Below are 14,770 nucleotides of genomic sequence, written 5' to 3' on the forward strand. Positions count from 1 at the left end.
GGGACCGCGTTATTGCCGATCCTTCCTGACTAGCAGGGTATCGGCATGGCCCGGTCAAACACCGCTCCGGCAATCGTTTCGCTTCCCGGCCTGATAAGCATTGAACTGACCGTCAACGGCACCAAGGTAAAGCTCGATATTGCTCCCTGGACAACGTTGCTCGATGCATTGCGCGATCGCCTTGGCCTCACGGGCACCAAGAAAGGCTGCGACCATGGCCAATGCGGTGCCTGTACGGTGCTGGTGGACGGCCGACGGATCAATTCCTGCCTAACGCTTGCGGTGATGAAGGACGGCGCCGATGTGACCACCATCGAGGGTCTTGCGACCGATGGCGTCCTCCATCCCGTGCAGCAGGCCTTCATCGATCACGATGCGCTCCAGTGCGGTTATTGTACGCCGGGCCAAATTTGCTCCGCGGTCGGCCTGATCGCCGAAGACAAGGCGAAGACACCCGACGACATTCGCGAGATGATGAGCGGAAACATCTGCCGCTGTGCGGCCTATCCGAACATCGTCGCTGCAATTGAGCAGGCCATGAATGCGTCATGAACAATTTCCAGTACTCGCGCGCAACCGATGTTGCTGACGCCCTAAACCAGATTGCGGCTGATGCCTCGGCAAAGTTCATTGCTGGCGGCACCAATCTCGTCGACCTGATGAAATACGACGTCGAACACCCCAGCCGCCTGATCGACATTTCGCACCTTCCGCTGGCCAAGGTCGAGGAAACGACCGGCGGCGGCCTGCGCATCGGCGCGCTGGTGCCGAATTCCGACCTCGCCTGGCATCCGCTGGTGATGGAACGCTATCCGCTGCTGTCGAGTGCCATCCTCGCCGGCGCCTCGGGCCAACTGCGCAACATGGCGTCCACCGGCGGCAACCTGCTGCAACGGACCCGGTGCTTCTATTTCTATGATGTCGCGACGCCATGCAACAAGCGCGAGCCCGGTTCCGGCTGTTCGGCGAAAGACGGCATCAACCGGATCAACGCCATCCTCGGCACCAGCGATGCCTGCATCGCCACCCATCCCTCCGACATGTGCGTCGCGCTGGCGGCGCTCGATGCCAAGGTGCATATCGCCGGCCCCAACGGTGAGCGCATCATTGCCATGGCGGATTTCCATCGCCTGCCCGGCGATACGCCGCAGCGTGATACCAATCTCGATCCGAAAGAAATCATCACGGCCATCGAACTGCCGGCGCAAGGCTTCAACAAGCACTACACCTATCTGAAGATCCGGGATCGCCTATCCTATGCCTTCGCGCTGGTCTCAGTCGCGGCGGCGCTCAAGATGGATAACGGCACGATTCGCGACGCGCGGCTGGCGCTCGGCGGCGTGGCCCACAAACCGTGGCGCAATCCGGAAGCCGAAGCAGCCTTGAACGGACAGCCCGTCACTCCCGACACCTTCGCTCGCGCGGCTGATGTCGTTCTGCGCGAGGCCAAGGGATTCGGCCACAACACCTTCAAGATCGACCTCGCTCGGCGCGTCATCGTCCGCGCGCTGACGCAAGCCGCCAACGGCACGCCGCAATCGCAATCGGACAAGACAATCGCATGAGTTGGTCATGGCGCGCCTCACCCGATCCAATTCTCACGACACCAATGGCATCAGCCGCCGCGGCGTCCTGCAAGGTGTCGTCGCCATCAGCACTATGGGAATTGGAACACCACGCGAAGGCACGGCAGCGCCGCTGACACCGGAAACCCATCAACCGAGCAAAACCATGACGACCTATATCGGCACAGCGACGTCCCGCATCGACGGGCGCGACAAGGTCACCGGCGCCGCGCGCTACGCCGGCGAGCACGGCGCGCCCGACCTTGCGCATGGCAGCGTGGTCACTTCGACCATCGCCAAAGGCCGGATCAAGCGGATCGATACCAGCGCGGCTGCGAAGGTTGATGGCGTCATCGCCGTCCTCACCCACGAGAACCGGCCGCCGATGGCCGACAACGACAAAGCCTACAAGGACGACGTCGCACCCGAGCAAGGCTCACCCTACCGCCCGCTCTACGACGGCGAGATCAAGTTCAGCGGTCAGCCGGTCGCGCTGGTGCTGGCAGAGGATTTCGAGACAGCAACCTTTGCCGCCTCCCTCGTCCGCGTCGAATATGACGAGCAGCCGCACATCACCGATATCGAACGGCAGCGGAGCAACGCGGTCCCGCTCGATGCGCCGGCCAAACCTCGCGGCGATGCCGCGCAAGCCTTTGCGGCTTCGGATATCCGGCATGATGCCGAATATTATGTGCCGGTCGAGCATCACAATCCAATGGAGTTGTTCGCCTCGACGGCGGTGTGGCACGACGGCAAGCTCACGGTCTACGACAAGACCCAGGGCGTGCAGAACGTTCAGCGCTATCTGTGCGGCGTGTTCGAGGCCAAGCCGGACGAAATCCGTGTGATGTCGTCCTATATGGGCGGCGGTTTCGGTTCGGGCCTTCGCCCGCAATATCAGGTGGTGCTGGCCGTACTCGGCGCTCGCGCGCTCAAACGTTCGGTCCGCCTCGTGCTGACGCGACAGCAGATGTACGAGGTTGGCTATCGGCCCGCAATGATCCAGCGCATTCAGATCGGCGCGAAACCGGATGGCACGCTGAATGCGATCATCCATGACGCCACCACCATTACGTCGCAATATGAGGATTTCCACCGCAACGAGACCACATGGTCCGGCCTGCTCTACAAGAGCGAGACGGCAAGCTACGCGCACAAGCTGGCGCATCTCGATCTTCCGACATCGTGCGACATGCGCGCGCCGAGTGCGGCAACCGGCGTCTATGCGCTGGAGGCGGCGATGGACGAACTAGCGGTCGCACTGAAGATGGACCCGCTCGAATTGCGACTGAAATGCTATTCGGACACCGACCAGATCACCGGCTTGCCCTTCAGCAGCAAGAATCTGCGCGAATGCTACAGCCAAGGCGCGGCGGCGTTCGGCTGGAACAAGCGCAATCTCGCACCACGCTCGATGCGCGACGGTAACGATCTGATCGGCTGGGGCATGGCCACCGGCGTCTGGGAAGCGCTGCAGGTCCCGATCACCGTGCGGATCACGTTGACGGCCAACGGCCACGCCGAAGTCGCGTGCGCGACATCCGATATCGGCACCGGCACCTATACGATCATGGCGCAGGTCGCCGCCGACATGCTCGGCCTGCCGATCGACAACGTCACCGTCAAGCTCGGCGACTCGACGCTGCCGCAATCGCCGGTCGAAGGCGGGTCATGGATTGCCGCGTCGGTCTCAAACGGCATCCTCACCACTAGCAACGCCATCCGCGATGAACTGCTGCGGCTGGCGCAGACAATGCCGGATTCGCCGCTGAAGGGCGCGACGGCTGACGACGTGACACTGTCCGAGGGCAGCATTATCTCCAAAAAGCCGCCGCGCAGCACGATTCCGATTGCGGACGTCATGCGGCACGCCGGCGTCGAACGCATCGCGCAGGAAAAGGCCACGCAGTTCCAGAACGACGGCAAGCACGCTCACAACACCCATTCGGCGATCTTCGCCGAGGTGAAGGTGGACGAGCAAATCGGCGTGATCCGCGTCACTCGCCTCGTCGGCGCGGTCGCCGCGGGACGCATTCTCAACCTCAAGACTGCGCGCAGTCAGGTGATGGGTGGCATGATCTGGGGCATGGGCATGGCGCTGCACGAGGAAACGCTCATCGACCACCGCTTCGGCCGGATCATGAATGCCAATATCGCCGAGTATCATGTGCCGGTGAATGCCGACGTCCAGGACGTCGAGGTGATTTTCGTCGACGAGCAGGACGACATCGTCAACCCGATGGGCATCAAGGGGTTGGGCGAGATCGGCATCGTCGGCGTTCCTGCGGCAATTGCCAATGCGGTCCATCATGCCACAGGCAAACGGGTGCGGGATCTCCCTATCACTCTCGACAAGTTAACACGGGACACCTAGCTTGTGTGAGCGAAGGCCCGCTCCGGGCCGGAGGACTGAACCATGGCAAAAGGCGAGCAACGCGGAAACCGCGAAACCAAGAAGCCGAAGAAGGAAAAGCCGAAAGTGATCGCGGCGGCTCCGAGCATGAAGGGTCTTATGCAATCGGAAGCGGCAAAGTCTCGCAAGAAGTAGCGAGATGACCGATACGCCGCGCCGGGCCCAACACTCGGCGCTGCACTCGGGCTGCTTTCGGAAGACGACAATACCGCCTCGCCGCTCACTAAACCGGGCGTAGCGGGTTTTGCGCCCTAACGACGCGCTCCGTTCAGCACGTTCGCGAGGCCTCCTGCGCCGCGATGCCTTCCGAGCAGTTCTTCAAGCGCTCGATCATCCATCGCCCGGCTGGCCCCGGAGGCTAGCCTTCCCGATAGACTGCGAACATGGGAAGAGGCAGTCCTCCGGGCGGCGCCTCGTCAATGGCAAGCTCGACCGGCCGCCCTTCGGCAATATCCCTTCGGAGCCGGGACGGGGTTAGCCGTGGCCAATCCGCGCCGGACGGTTTGCACGAGGCAAGCGACGAACTCACCGATTCCAGAATGTCTTTGCCGCCTTGAACCGTCGCCATCTCTTGCGCAGCATTTTCTCCACCACCAACTGGTCGCGAGCCTGCCAGCCAGCGACGACGCCGGCGGCAAAATCGAGCGCGGGTTGATCGTTCCGCCGGATTACATCGATCAGAATGCGGCTACTGGCGATGTCGCATACGCCACCGAGCGCGACCTGAAGCCCGGCCAGGCGCTTCACATAGCGCTTTACAGGTGCGCGAGCCGCATAAAGCGGTGACAGGAACTCCGCCGCGTAACGCAGTTTCTTGACGTCGATTCTGAGCCCGTGTTGCATGGCGGCGTCGAGGCGATTGAAATGCAGGCCATGCTTGAGCGCCTTGCGATGAAGTCGCGCCAAAATCTTGTCAGCGAGCGACACCATCGGCTGCGACAGGACGACCAGCGCCTCGCCGTCGATTTCATCGCGCCAACTGCGACGCTCTATCATGTGGCCCAGCGTGAACAGAAAACGGCCGCAACGGGGATCAGCGAGGGTAGCCTGAACGGCGCCGTAGTTCGACTGACGCTGCCGGTCGACCGCCTCGCGCAAGCCGCTCAGGTCGATATCTGGTGTGGCTATGGCCAGGCGAGTGGCGGTCTCGGCGAACACATCCCATTCCCGCGCTCGTCCGAGCTGCTGCATCACCCACTTTGCTTCGGCGCTGACCGCCTGAAATAAAGGCGACGGAATGTCGTGCTGAAATATCGTACAGATCGTCCGCAACCGGCGCAGCGCAATGCGCATCTGATGCACCCCCTCGGGATCCGTCTTCTCCTGCGCCACCTCGCGATTCTTCAAGAGATGATGCCAGCATGATCCCATCAGGAGCGCGATGACGTTGTCGATGACCTGGTCCGCGGCAATATCGGGCAGCTTGGCCTTCGTCGCTGACCGCTCGAGATCAAATGCGAGCAGGTAGCCCCGTTCCGCCGTGCTGCAGGCGCTCAATTGCAGTGGCACTGCACCGAGCAGTTGCGCCCCGAGATCGAGCAGAACACCTGCATTGCCGCTCTTCAACTTGAGCTTGATTTCAAATAGAGCATCTTGTCGCGCACCGGTTTCGACCGTCCCTTCGTCGAACACGATTTCCGCCGACGCATCGGGGAAATCGAGCCGCTGCACGTGCCTGCGAACCTTCGTCGTGAAAACCGGCACCAGCGTATTCTTGATCCGCGCCGTTATCGGATGGCCGATTTCGTCGACGGGAAGCTTCGCCAAGTCGGGAGCGATGCCGGCAACCGGCACGTCCTGCTGCCGTCGTCCCAGCGGCCAGCCGTCGGCAGGTGGCAGCTTTATCGTTTGAACGAAATGCCGGCCGTTGCGCCGCACGCGCAATGACATGCCATGCCGAAACAGCAATTGCTCTGGGGTGTCGTAGTAGACCGATTCGAGCCGACGGAACGTGGCGCAATTGCGCGTATGCTGTATAACGACAGGCAACTCGCGCACCTTTTCGAAGGCTCCTCGCGATGCAAGCAGCCTCAACTCCATTCCCGCATGTCCAGCTATTGGCGCAAGATTGGAAGCACCAGAATCATCTTCAGCTCGAAGCTGCGCGTTCAACGATATCTCCGTCGAGGTCATGCATGAATGCTTCACGATGGCTCTGGGGTTTTCGTTAGCTTACGCCTTCCTGACCGCACTCGACAACCGCGCCTGGATGCACCCGTTCGATGCCTCCGGCAGGCGGCGTCTGCATCCTGGACGTTTGTGACCCGGTATTCGCTCCGAGGCAAAACCCGGAACTGCTCTCTTGCCGGCGCGTTGGTTCCTGACTACAAACTGAGACGGACGACTGCGCAAAGCAGCCGGACGAAAGTTAGAACGGCGCATGGAACAGCACAGTCCGGCCTCTGATTCTCTTTCGGTCGCGCCGATCAGCCGCGACGAATTGCGAACTTGCGAGGCGTGGCGGATTGCCTTCGCCGGCCGGCGCAAGGATCACCGCTATTACGAGATCATTGCGGACACGATCGGCGATCACTTCGAGTACGGCTATTTCGCAATCCGCGATGCGTCAGGACGGGTGCTGGCGGTGCAGCCATATTTTTTACTCGACCAGGACGTGCTGGAAGGCATCAAGCTTGATCGGTCGCCACTCGTCGCGCGCATCCGCCGCCGCTATCCACGTTTCCTGAAACTGCGTACGCTGATGCTCGGCTGCACGGCAGGCGAAGGGCATCTCGCGACCAGCGCGCATCTTTCGGCCGCGGTCGTCGCTGGGACATTGGCGCTAGGTATCGTTGCCCAGGCGCGTGCGTTGGGTGCACAGATGATTGTGCTCAAGGAATTTCCACGCGGCGATCGCCGCGATCTTGCGTGTTTCGAGCGCGAAGGGTTCGGTCGTGCGCCGAGCATGCCGATGACTACGCTCGACATCGACTACGACAGTTTCGACGACTACATGCAGAAGGCATTAAGCGCGAACACACGCCGTAATCTGCGCAAGAAATTCCGTGCCGCCGAAGGTTCCGATCTTGAAATGACGGTAACCGATAATGCGGCGAGCTTCATCGACGAGCTTTATCCGCTTTATTTGCAGACCTACGAGCGCTCCAACTTTCATTTCGAGAAACTGACCAGGGACTACTTCCGCCGTCTCGGATGCGAGATGAGTGACAAGACCCGCTTCTTCATCTGGTATCGCGGCAATACCCTGATGGCGTTCGCTCTGTGCATGGTGGAGGGCGACGATATCTTTGCCGAGTATATCGGCCTCGATTACGACTTCGCGCTCGACCTCCATCTCTATCACTACATTTCACGCGACGTGATCCGCTGGGCGATGGCCCATGGCTACAAGCGCTTCCGTAGCAGCGGACTGAATTACGATCCCAAGCTGCACCTGTGCCATCGGCTCGACCCGATCGATCTTTATGTGCGGCACGTCTCGCCGATCGCCAACTGGATCATGCGGCTGGCGTTGCCATGGATCGTCCCGGTGCGCTACGACGCGACGCTGCGGAAATTTACCGACTATCGTCAGATGTGGTGACGTGCGCTAACAACGAAAACAGCGGCCGGGGTAGTCAGAAAGCATTCGTCAAGCCAGTTTGCCGCCTATCACAGTGGTCGCTCCTGGGAAAGCTAGACTCGACGCCCGTACTCAATCATGTTACCGGCAGGGATGGGCTGAGGTTCAGTAATGCGGCGGGCATTTAGCAAGTTTCTACCTGTTATATTGTTCGCGCTGTGGGCGCAAATCCTTGCGCCCATCGTGCCGTATTTGCTGACGGCTGCCGCGGCCGACCCGTTTCACTCGGAAATATGCTCCAGTCATCCGTCATCGGACCAGCGCGATCTACCGACTCAAGCACCTATCCATGATTGCTGCTATGCACTATGCTTGGTCCATGCGGGCATCGGACAGGCGCTGCTCGGCGACCAGCCGATCCATTCTCTTAAGGTTGAGCGTGAGCCACAGCGCGTCGTTTGGCTCGATCGTGCTTCGGACCTCTTACTGCACAGGTTGCATAGTCCTGTGCAGGCGCGCGCCCCGCCTGCGTCCTGATTAAAGGCTTTTGATCGTGCACCGGCGGGCCATCAGCTTGTCCGCGCCATTTCCATTGCATCAACCGGTGGGCATCCCCGGTATCAGGAATATCCCATGTTTCGCTCTCGCATCCTTTCTCGCGTCCTTTCGGGCGTGAGCGCGCTCGCGTTGCTCGCTGTTTGCGACGATGCTACCGCACAGACCGCCGGCCAGACACTGCCGGGCATTACGATCGAGGCTCCACACCCTGCCCGAACCAGTCCGCGCAAAAAGCAATCGGTCGCCCGCCGCGCCGCTCCGAGACCGTCACAACCGCAGCCGGCTGTGGCGGCAAAGCCGCAGCCGGTCGTGGCAGCAAAGCCGTCGCCCGTGCCCATCGATTCGAGCCTTGCGACTCTTTACCAGGCACCGGGCGGGCAGACCCAAACGTCCATTGGCCGCGATCAGTTCGACAACAGGCCGTCTTTCTCCGTGGCCGACGTGTTGCGTGACAGCCCGGGCATTTCCGTCAAACAGGGAAACGGGCCTCGGGACTTCGGCATCTCGATTCGCGGATCGAACGCGCGAAACGGCTATGGCATTCGCAACCTGGTGATCTTTGACGACGGCTTCCCGGTCACCCAGCCTGACGGATTGTCCCGCAGCGACCTGATCGATCCTCGCGCCTACGGGGCCATCGACGTCATCCGAGGTCCGTCGTCCGCGCTTTACGGCAATTACGCGACCGGCGGCGCGCTGAACTTCAGGACCCGTCGTGGCGGCGAGATCAACGGATTCGAGTACGGTCTCGATGCCGGAAGCTACGGCTACCTCAACAACTATCTGACGGCCGGCAAGAAGATCGGAAACTTCGAGGCTTCGCTGTTCGCGAGCGACGTGCGCGGCGACGGCTATTTCGGCAACAGCTGGTTCAATACCCAGACCGTGAACTTCCTGGGGACGCTGCAGGCGACGCCGGACGATCGTTTCACCTTCAAGCTGATCAACAACATGCTGGATGCGCGTATCCCGATCCGATCCTCGCTCAATCAATTCTACACCAACCCTTTCCAGCGGGGTTGTGCGACCGCCGCGATGGCTGCTCCCGGCTGCGGCACGATCACGCTGTTCAACAACGGCTTCAACGCGACCGCCGGGACCGACCGCGAAACGGCCGAGCAGGCCGGGCTTGGCCGCACCGATCGCCGGACCATCGTCGGCGGACGCTGGGAGCATGATTTCGACAACCAGACCACCTGGCGCAACCAGTTCGTGTTCGACGATCGCAACATCAACCAGCCGACCGGCACCACGAGCGCGATCGGCGATTATCCGTCCTATAATTTCATGAGCGACGTCGTCAGGCGAAGCCAGTTGTTTGGTATGGACGCGACCAGCTATGCTGGCGTGTTCTACAACACTTTGAGCTGGTCCGGTGACACGCGCAACGTGATGCCCGGCGGGAACGCCACGCTTGGCGCACTATCGTCGAATGTCACCGGCGAGCACACCAATTACGGTGTCCGCGCGCGCGAAGAACTCAGGCTCACCGATTCATGGACGGCCATCGCCGGAATCGGGTGGGAGACGACGCATCTAAAGGGCATCAATACAGCCTACACCTATGCCGGACCAACGGGAATCGCGGCCACGGCGATCAAAAGCGCGGATCGCCAATTCCAGAACACCGCGCCGGAATTCGCGCTGCAATACCGCGCGAACAAGGACTGGCTCCTCCATGCCAGGGTCGCGACCGGCTACGGGACGCCACAGGTCGGTAACCTGTTCGTGCTGCCAAATGGCCAGAACGGCAACAACACGCAGCTCAATGCCCAAAAGAACCTCGGTTATGACCTCGGCCTTGACTGGACACCGGATCCCACGCTCAGGGTGAGCGCGACCGGCTTCTACGAGTTCTTCCGCGATGAGCTGGTCTCACAGGCAACGCCCCTCGGCGCGCCCAATTCGAGCTACACGTTCAATGCCCCGAAATCCGAGCACCGGGGCGTCGAACTATTGGCAGACTGGCGCTTCTTGCCAAACTGGCGGGTGACAGCCGCTTATACTTATCTCGACGAAATCTACACGAGCTACACCGAGAATATCAACAACGGCGCCACTTTCAGCTTCAATCGGGCGGGCAACAAAATTCCCGGCGTTTCGCCGAACGAACTGACGGCGCGGCTGTCCTATGACCAACTCTCTGGATCCTTGAAAGGCGTCGGCGCGTTCGTCGAGCTCCAGTGGAAGGACGCCTTCTACATGGACAACGCCAATCTCCTGAAGGCTCCCGGCTACGATCTGGTCAACCTCAACCTGCACTACGACAGGCCGCTGCAATCGGACTACCTGAAGTCGCTTCATCTTTTCTTCGAAGTGCGGAACGTCTTCGACAAGACATACGTCGCATCCGCCAACAATATCGCGAATTCGGTAACCGGCGCGGGTATTCAAAACCCCGCGAGCGTCCTGGCCAACACCGGCGGCTCCATCTATGCCGGATCGCCGCGCACGTTCATCGCCGGAATGAGGCTTGCGTTTCGATAGCATGAGGTGTGTGACCATGATCAGAACAGCAACCCTCGCTGCGATCGCGCTTCTCTTGCAGGGTGCCGCAAGCGCGCAAATGAGCCATCACCACGTATCGGAGGCCGCCTGCGATACGGCCGAATTGCGATGCGCCACCAAGGTCACGCCGGCATTCGCCCCGGACGGAACCTTGTGGCTGGCGTGGATGGCAGGCGGCCGTATTTCGGTGGCCAGTTCCAAAGATCGCGGAAAGACCTTTTCAACGCCGGTCGCAGTCGTTGATCGACCGCTCAAGTTGGATTGGGGACCCGATGCGCGCCCCAAGATCGTCGTTGACCGCCACAACCGGATCGCCATCGCCTTCTCGATTTTCAGGGACAAGAACTTCAACGGCGAGGTATTGTACACGCGCTCGGTGGATGGAGGTCACAGCTTCGCCAAGCCCGTTCCCATTACGCCTAACACGGAAAGTCAACGCTTCGAGCAACTCGCGCTGGATGCCGACGGCTCGGTCTTCGTGGCCTGGCTCGACAAGCGCAACCGGGCGCAGGCGCGCGCCGACAATCGAAGCTATAACGGGGCGGGGTTGTTCTTTGCATGGTCGAAGGACGGTGGTGGAACTTACTCCGAAGCCCGCATGGTGAAGGACAACACCTGCGAGTGCTGCCGGATTTCCGTCGCATTCTCCGGCCCAGGTCGGCCCGCCATTCTGTTTCGCAATATCTTCCCGGGCAGCGTTCGGGACCACGCGATCGTCACCTTCAAGGATGCGGCGACGCCGGGAGCGATCTACCGCGTCAGCCATGACGACTGGAAGACCGAGGCGTGCCCGCATCAGGGGCCGAGCCTCGCCATCTCGCCGAGGGGGACCTATCACGCGGTCTGGTTTACCGGCGGCGGAGTTCGAAAGGGTTTGTTCTATGCGCGTTCGACCGACGGCGGCGAGAGGTTTTCCGAGCCAATGGCCGTCGGCAGGCCGGACCGGAACGCATCACGCCCCTACGTGCTGGCGAGCGCCTCGGACACCACGATCGTCTGGAAAGAATTCGACGGTGAGAAGACAACCGTGAAACTTATGACGTCCGGCGACGACGGGAAAACCTGGTCGCAACCGAGGGTCATCGCTGCGACAACCGACGCGTCGGACCATCCTTTGCTCGTAAGTAACGGACCCAAGATATTTCTGTCGTGGATGACCAAGGCTGACGGCTACCGCATCGTGCCGATCGAGGACGCACCATGAAGCGTCAATTGTTATTTGCGGTCGCGTTTGTATGGGCATTTCTCCCGCAACATCTTGCGGCGCACGATCAATTGCACGCATTCCAGCGCGGAAGCTGGCAAGCCATCCTCCATGCACATGCGGGCCGTCCCACGATGGTCAATTTCTGGGGCGTCACATGCGGCCCTTGCAAGGTCGAACTGCCGCTGCTCGGGCAGTTCGTCAAAGACAATCCGGGTGTCGACGTCGTAACGGTCAATGCCGACCTCGTTCCGAACGCGCCCGAAGCAACGCTGTCGATGCTTGCAAAGGCCGGACTATCGTCGGTTGAGAACTGGACCTTCAGCGACGGTTTTGTCGAACGATTGCGCTTTGAGATCGATCCCAACTGGCAGGGCGACATCCCGCGCACGATGTTGATTGCGCGCAATGGCAAAGTCACGACCATCGAAGGCATCGCCGACTTTACCGACGTGAGGAAATGGTTCGGCGCTCAAGCGATCGAAGCGAGATGAAAAGCTTCGGCCTGGCCGTTCGGCCTGCTACCAGGCAGGCCATTTAACGCGATTTCAAGTCGCGCTGCCGGCAGTCCCGGCTTTGTCCAGGGATTGTCCAAGATTGCGCGGATCTTTGAACGGCTGATCGCGGTAACTTGTATCCTAAAAACGCCGGGAGGAGCAGCGTCTTTGCTCCAGATCAAAGAACTCTTGCAAGGGATGTGCATCCTTGACTCGTTAGGAAAGGAGACCATCATGCCAACCGAGACAATCATTGTGGCCGGGTTTGTTGTCGCCATCATAACTATACTCTCGTTGACTATAGCTTATGGCCAGCGTCAGACCACGGCTTATCGCCGTGAACACCCGCAAAAGTAAGCTCGCTGAACTGCATCGATCGCGACCGTGCCGCTCCAGAAATCCGGACGGTCGTATGAAGCCAGCATGAAGAAGCATGGCGACGGACGGCGCTCCGCTGTCCTCGCCCGCTCCCCGAACACTTCCTTGGTATCGCAACCCCACCTTGCGGTCGGACCAGAGAGTTGGCGCGATAATAGGCGCTGTATTTTCCGACATAAGCAAAACTGTACGGCGTCGGCAGCGGATCGCCCGGATCGGAGCTTTCCTGCAGAACCGTTCGTCACGGCATCGCAGAACCGATCCTTGAACGTGATAGCGGGACTTCGATCGTTCGTTACGTTGTTACTACCGAACTGGCGCGCTTGCCGGCGTTCCCGCTATTAGCGTTGTTCTCTTTACGTCCCATACCAGCTTTACATCACGTGACCATCTTCGTATGACGCGCCATCCTCAACAAACGATGGACACCCAAGAAATGGCGAAGAAGGCCAAGAAGAAGATTGTTCGCAAGCTTTTCACAAAAGACGACGTGAAGACGCTCAAGGCTCATTCAAAAGCCAGGACGCCGGTCGCAAAGATCGCTAAGCAGATGAAGCGCACCGAAGGCTCGCTTCGTCAGAAGGCAATCAAGCTTGGGATCGGTCTTGGACATATGAGGTAGAACTGACGGCGTGATTCGCCGCGCGGCTTTCGAGTTGAGGGCGACGCCGGTTCCAGAAAGCTGTGTCCCACCGCGCGGCGGCCGCATAGCGAGCCGCAAGGGCTGGCACGTAATCGGCAAAACCCTGCGCCGCGATCATCGCGTAGCGCCTGCGAGCGAGTTCATCCCGGCCGTCGATCATATCCGACGCGACATAGGCGGCGAGGATGCCCGAGCGCAGCGCATGAACGATCCCGCGCGACGACAGCGGATCGGCGGTGAACAGGGTGTCGCCCGCTGCGACCCAACGCTCGCCCGCGGCCTGATCGACTGTGGCTGTTCCCGCTGCCTTTACCAACCTTGCGGTCTCGCGTGCATCAGGCGGCACAAGCGGTGCGATAAACCGTGTTGCCGCCAATGCGCGGTACCAGTGCTTCGACTGGCGCAGTTCGCCGCCCAGATCCGGATCGGTCAGACATGACACCACCCGGCATTGATCGGGCAAATCGGCGCTGTACCACCAGCCCTCGGGGCGTGCCTCGACAACCATTCGGCAATCGCCCGGCGCGCGGTCGAAGAAGCGGGTATAGGCCACAAGGTGGCTGTGCACCCGAAGCTTCGCGCCAAAGGACCTGGCGAGCCTCCAGTTGCGGCCGGTTGCCCAGATCACCGCGCCGGCGACAATCTCTCCATCGGCCAGACCCAGCCGCCACGCCCGGTCTTCGCGAACCGCCGAACGTACCGCGCTCCCAATTCGCACCTCGGTGCCTGCCGCCCTCGCCGACTGTACCAGCAGCCGATCGAACCGCGCCCGGTCGAGTTGCCAGCCGGCGCCCTGAGCGGAGAACATGCTGTGCCGCTCGTCGGGTGCTTCATCACCCCATGCCGAAACGACCGCGCGGCTCCTTACAAAGGCCTCGGCCGTAAACGGTGTCCAGACGTCGAGCTGGCGCAGCAACCCTTGCGCCACTGCCGGCAAAATCTCGCCTGGTTTTGGCTTTTCGTGCCGCCCCGCCTCCAAGAGCACGACGCGCTTTTGGGGCGCGTGGCGGCGCAGTGTCAGAGCCGCCGCCGCGCCCGCCGGCCCGCCGCCTATGACGGCGAAATCAACCTGCTCGGACGGCATAGAAGGATGCCACCACTCCCGCCGGGTTGGTGCCGCCGCCGCTGCCCGAATGCGGGATAGTGCGCACCACCGAGCCAACGATCGCGGGCACTTCGAGCCGGTCAGTGCTGTTCGGCCACACCGGCACAAGCCAGCCAATATAATCGTAGATCCATTGCTCGCCGCCGACCACGCCCTTGCCCTGGAAGCGCACCTGCATGGGCGAGCCGTAGGCAAAGCTGCCGCGCAGGTTGAGCGACCATCCGGGCCCACCAATCGTTCCCGAAAGCTCGGTTTCGGACTGCTCCACAATCGCGATCGTGCCCTCGCCGAACAGCAGGTCGTTGGCGGCCTTGCCGAGATCGGGATCGTTGAGGAAGCTGCGATAGCTCCAGTTGCCGACAAAGGGATTGGTCAT

At 61.0% G+C, this 14,770-nt stretch carries 13 protein-coding genes; 10 read left to right on the forward strand and 3 right to left on the reverse strand.

Annotated features, from left to right (window positions below):
* The first annotated feature begins 45 nt into the window (after window positions 1-45).
* From V4R08_RS08545 to V4R08_RS08560, 4 genes are all read left to right on the forward strand, one after another.
* Window positions 46-552, forward strand: coding sequence for a (2Fe-2S)-binding protein (locus tag V4R08_RS08545; protein ID WP_335578962.1), 507 nt, complete (start codon window positions 46-48; stop codon window positions 550-552).
* Entirely contained in the window at window positions 549-1,565 is a 1,017-nt protein-coding gene (locus tag V4R08_RS08550; RefSeq protein ID WP_335578963.1) for an FAD binding domain-containing protein, read from the forward strand. Before V4R08_RS08545 ends, V4R08_RS08550 begins: the two co-directional genes overlap by 4 nt.
* Before the next feature lie 166 nt (window positions 1,566-1,731).
* Window positions 1,732-3,939 (forward strand): xanthine dehydrogenase family protein molybdopterin-binding subunit, encoded by a 2,208-nt coding sequence (locus V4R08_RS08555; RefSeq protein ID WP_335580221.1) that lies wholly within the window; start codon window positions 1,732-1,734, stop codon window positions 3,937-3,939.
* A gap of 42 nt (window positions 3,940-3,981) precedes the next feature.
* Complete coding sequence (locus V4R08_RS08560; RefSeq protein ID WP_335578964.1) at window positions 3,982-4,113, forward strand: hypothetical protein; 132 nt, start codon at window positions 3,982-3,984, stop codon at window positions 4,111-4,113.
* A gap of 390 nt (window positions 4,114-4,503) precedes the next feature.
* Here the strand turns inward: V4R08_RS08560 and V4R08_RS08565 are convergent, their stop codons facing one another.
* Window positions 4,504-6,018 carry a CYTH and CHAD domain-containing protein gene (locus V4R08_RS08565; RefSeq protein ID WP_335578965.1) on the reverse strand — a complete coding sequence of 505 codons (1,515 nt, stop codon included), beginning with the start codon at window positions 6,016-6,018 and terminating at the stop codon, window positions 4,504-4,506.
* 340 nt (window positions 6,019-6,358) lie between these two features.
* Here V4R08_RS08565 and V4R08_RS08570 point away from each other — a divergent pair, with 340 nt between their 5' ends.
* From V4R08_RS08570 to V4R08_RS08590, 6 genes are all read left to right on the forward strand, one after another.
* Entirely contained in the window at window positions 6,359-7,522 is a 1,164-nt protein-coding gene (locus V4R08_RS08570; RefSeq protein ID WP_335578966.1) for a GNAT family N-acetyltransferase, read from the forward strand.
* A 150-nt stretch (window positions 7,523-7,672) separates the two neighbouring features.
* Window positions 7,673-8,038, forward strand: a complete 366-nt coding sequence (locus V4R08_RS18210) for a DUF2946 family protein (RefSeq protein ID WP_442935640.1) — start codon at window positions 7,673-7,675, stop codon at window positions 8,036-8,038.
* A gap of 96 nt (window positions 8,039-8,134) precedes the next feature.
* Window positions 8,135-10,546, forward strand: a complete 2,412-nt coding sequence (locus V4R08_RS08575; RefSeq protein ID WP_335578967.1) for a TonB-dependent receptor domain-containing protein — start codon at window positions 8,135-8,137, stop codon at window positions 10,544-10,546.
* Window positions 10,547-10,562: 16 nt separating this feature from the next.
* Window positions 10,563-11,771 (forward strand): sialidase family protein, encoded by a 1,209-nt coding sequence (locus tag V4R08_RS08580; RefSeq protein ID WP_335578968.1) that lies wholly within the window; start codon window positions 10,563-10,565, stop codon window positions 11,769-11,771.
* Window positions 11,768-12,265 carry a TlpA family protein disulfide reductase gene (locus V4R08_RS08585; RefSeq protein WP_335578969.1) on the forward strand — a complete coding sequence of 166 codons (498 nt, stop codon included), beginning with the start codon at window positions 11,768-11,770 and terminating at the stop codon, window positions 12,263-12,265. Before V4R08_RS08580 ends, V4R08_RS08585 begins: the two co-directional genes overlap by 4 nt.
* 817 nt (window positions 12,266-13,082) lie before the next feature.
* The gene (locus V4R08_RS08590) at window positions 13,083-13,268 is read left to right on the forward strand and encodes a hypothetical protein (protein ID WP_011509566.1); all 186 of its coding nucleotides are present in this window, start codon (window positions 13,083-13,085) and stop codon (window positions 13,266-13,268) included.
* Here V4R08_RS08590 and V4R08_RS08595 read toward each other — a convergent pair.
* Window positions 13,234-14,373, reverse strand: a complete 1,140-nt coding sequence (locus V4R08_RS08595; protein ID WP_335578970.1) for an NAD(P)/FAD-dependent oxidoreductase — start codon at window positions 14,371-14,373, stop codon at window positions 13,234-13,236. The two genes, V4R08_RS08590 and V4R08_RS08595, sit on opposite strands and share 35 nt — an antisense overlap.
* Window positions 14,354-14,770: a hypothetical protein gene (locus V4R08_RS08600; RefSeq protein ID WP_335578971.1), complete on the reverse strand. Its 417-nt coding sequence runs from the start codon at window positions 14,768-14,770 to the stop codon at window positions 14,354-14,356. Before V4R08_RS08600 ends, V4R08_RS08595 begins: the two co-directional genes overlap by 20 nt.

The organism is Nitrobacter sp. NHB1 (genome assembly GCF_036964665.1).
GTDB lineage: Bacteria > Pseudomonadota > Alphaproteobacteria > Rhizobiales > Xanthobacteraceae > Nitrobacter.

What these genes read in the sequence shown, in the direction of transcription:
- V4R08_RS08545 (WP_335578962.1), top strand. Translation starts at nt 46, where the DNA reads ATGGCCCGGTCAAACACCGCTCCGGCAATCGTTTCGCTTCCCGGCCTG.
- V4R08_RS08550 (WP_335578963.1), top strand. Translation starts at nt 549, where the DNA reads ATGAACAATTTCCAGTACTCGCGCGCAACCGATGTTGCTGACGCCCTA.
- V4R08_RS08555 (WP_335580221.1), top strand. Translation starts at nt 1,732, where the DNA reads ATGACGACCTATATCGGCACAGCGACGTCCCGCATCGACGGGCGCGAC.
- V4R08_RS08560 (WP_335578964.1), top strand. Translation starts at nt 3,982, where the DNA reads ATGGCAAAAGGCGAGCAACGCGGAAACCGCGAAACCAAGAAGCCGAAG.
- V4R08_RS08565 (WP_335578965.1), bottom strand. Translation starts at nt 6,018, where the DNA reads ATGGAGTTGAGGCTGCTTGCATCGCGAGGAGCCTTCGAAAAGGTGCGC.
- V4R08_RS08570 (WP_335578966.1), top strand. Translation starts at nt 6,359, where the DNA reads ATGGAACAGCACAGTCCGGCCTCTGATTCTCTTTCGGTCGCGCCGATC.
- V4R08_RS18210 (WP_442935640.1), top strand. Translation starts at nt 7,673, where the DNA reads ATGCGGCGGGCATTTAGCAAGTTTCTACCTGTTATATTGTTCGCGCTG.
- V4R08_RS08575 (WP_335578967.1), top strand. Translation starts at nt 8,135, where the DNA reads ATGTTTCGCTCTCGCATCCTTTCTCGCGTCCTTTCGGGCGTGAGCGCG.
- V4R08_RS08580 (WP_335578968.1), top strand. Translation starts at nt 10,563, where the DNA reads ATGATCAGAACAGCAACCCTCGCTGCGATCGCGCTTCTCTTGCAGGGT.
- V4R08_RS08585 (WP_335578969.1), top strand. Translation starts at nt 11,768, where the DNA reads ATGAAGCGTCAATTGTTATTTGCGGTCGCGTTTGTATGGGCATTTCTC.
- V4R08_RS08590 (WP_011509566.1), top strand. Translation starts at nt 13,083, where the DNA reads ATGGCGAAGAAGGCCAAGAAGAAGATTGTTCGCAAGCTTTTCACAAAA.
- V4R08_RS08595 (WP_335578970.1), bottom strand. Translation starts at nt 14,373, where the DNA reads ATGCCGTCCGAGCAGGTTGATTTCGCCGTCATAGGCGGCGGGCCGGCG.
- V4R08_RS08600 (WP_335578971.1), bottom strand. Translation starts at nt 14,770, where the DNA reads ATGACCAATCCCTTTGTCGGCAACTGGAGCTATCGCAGCTTCCTCAAC.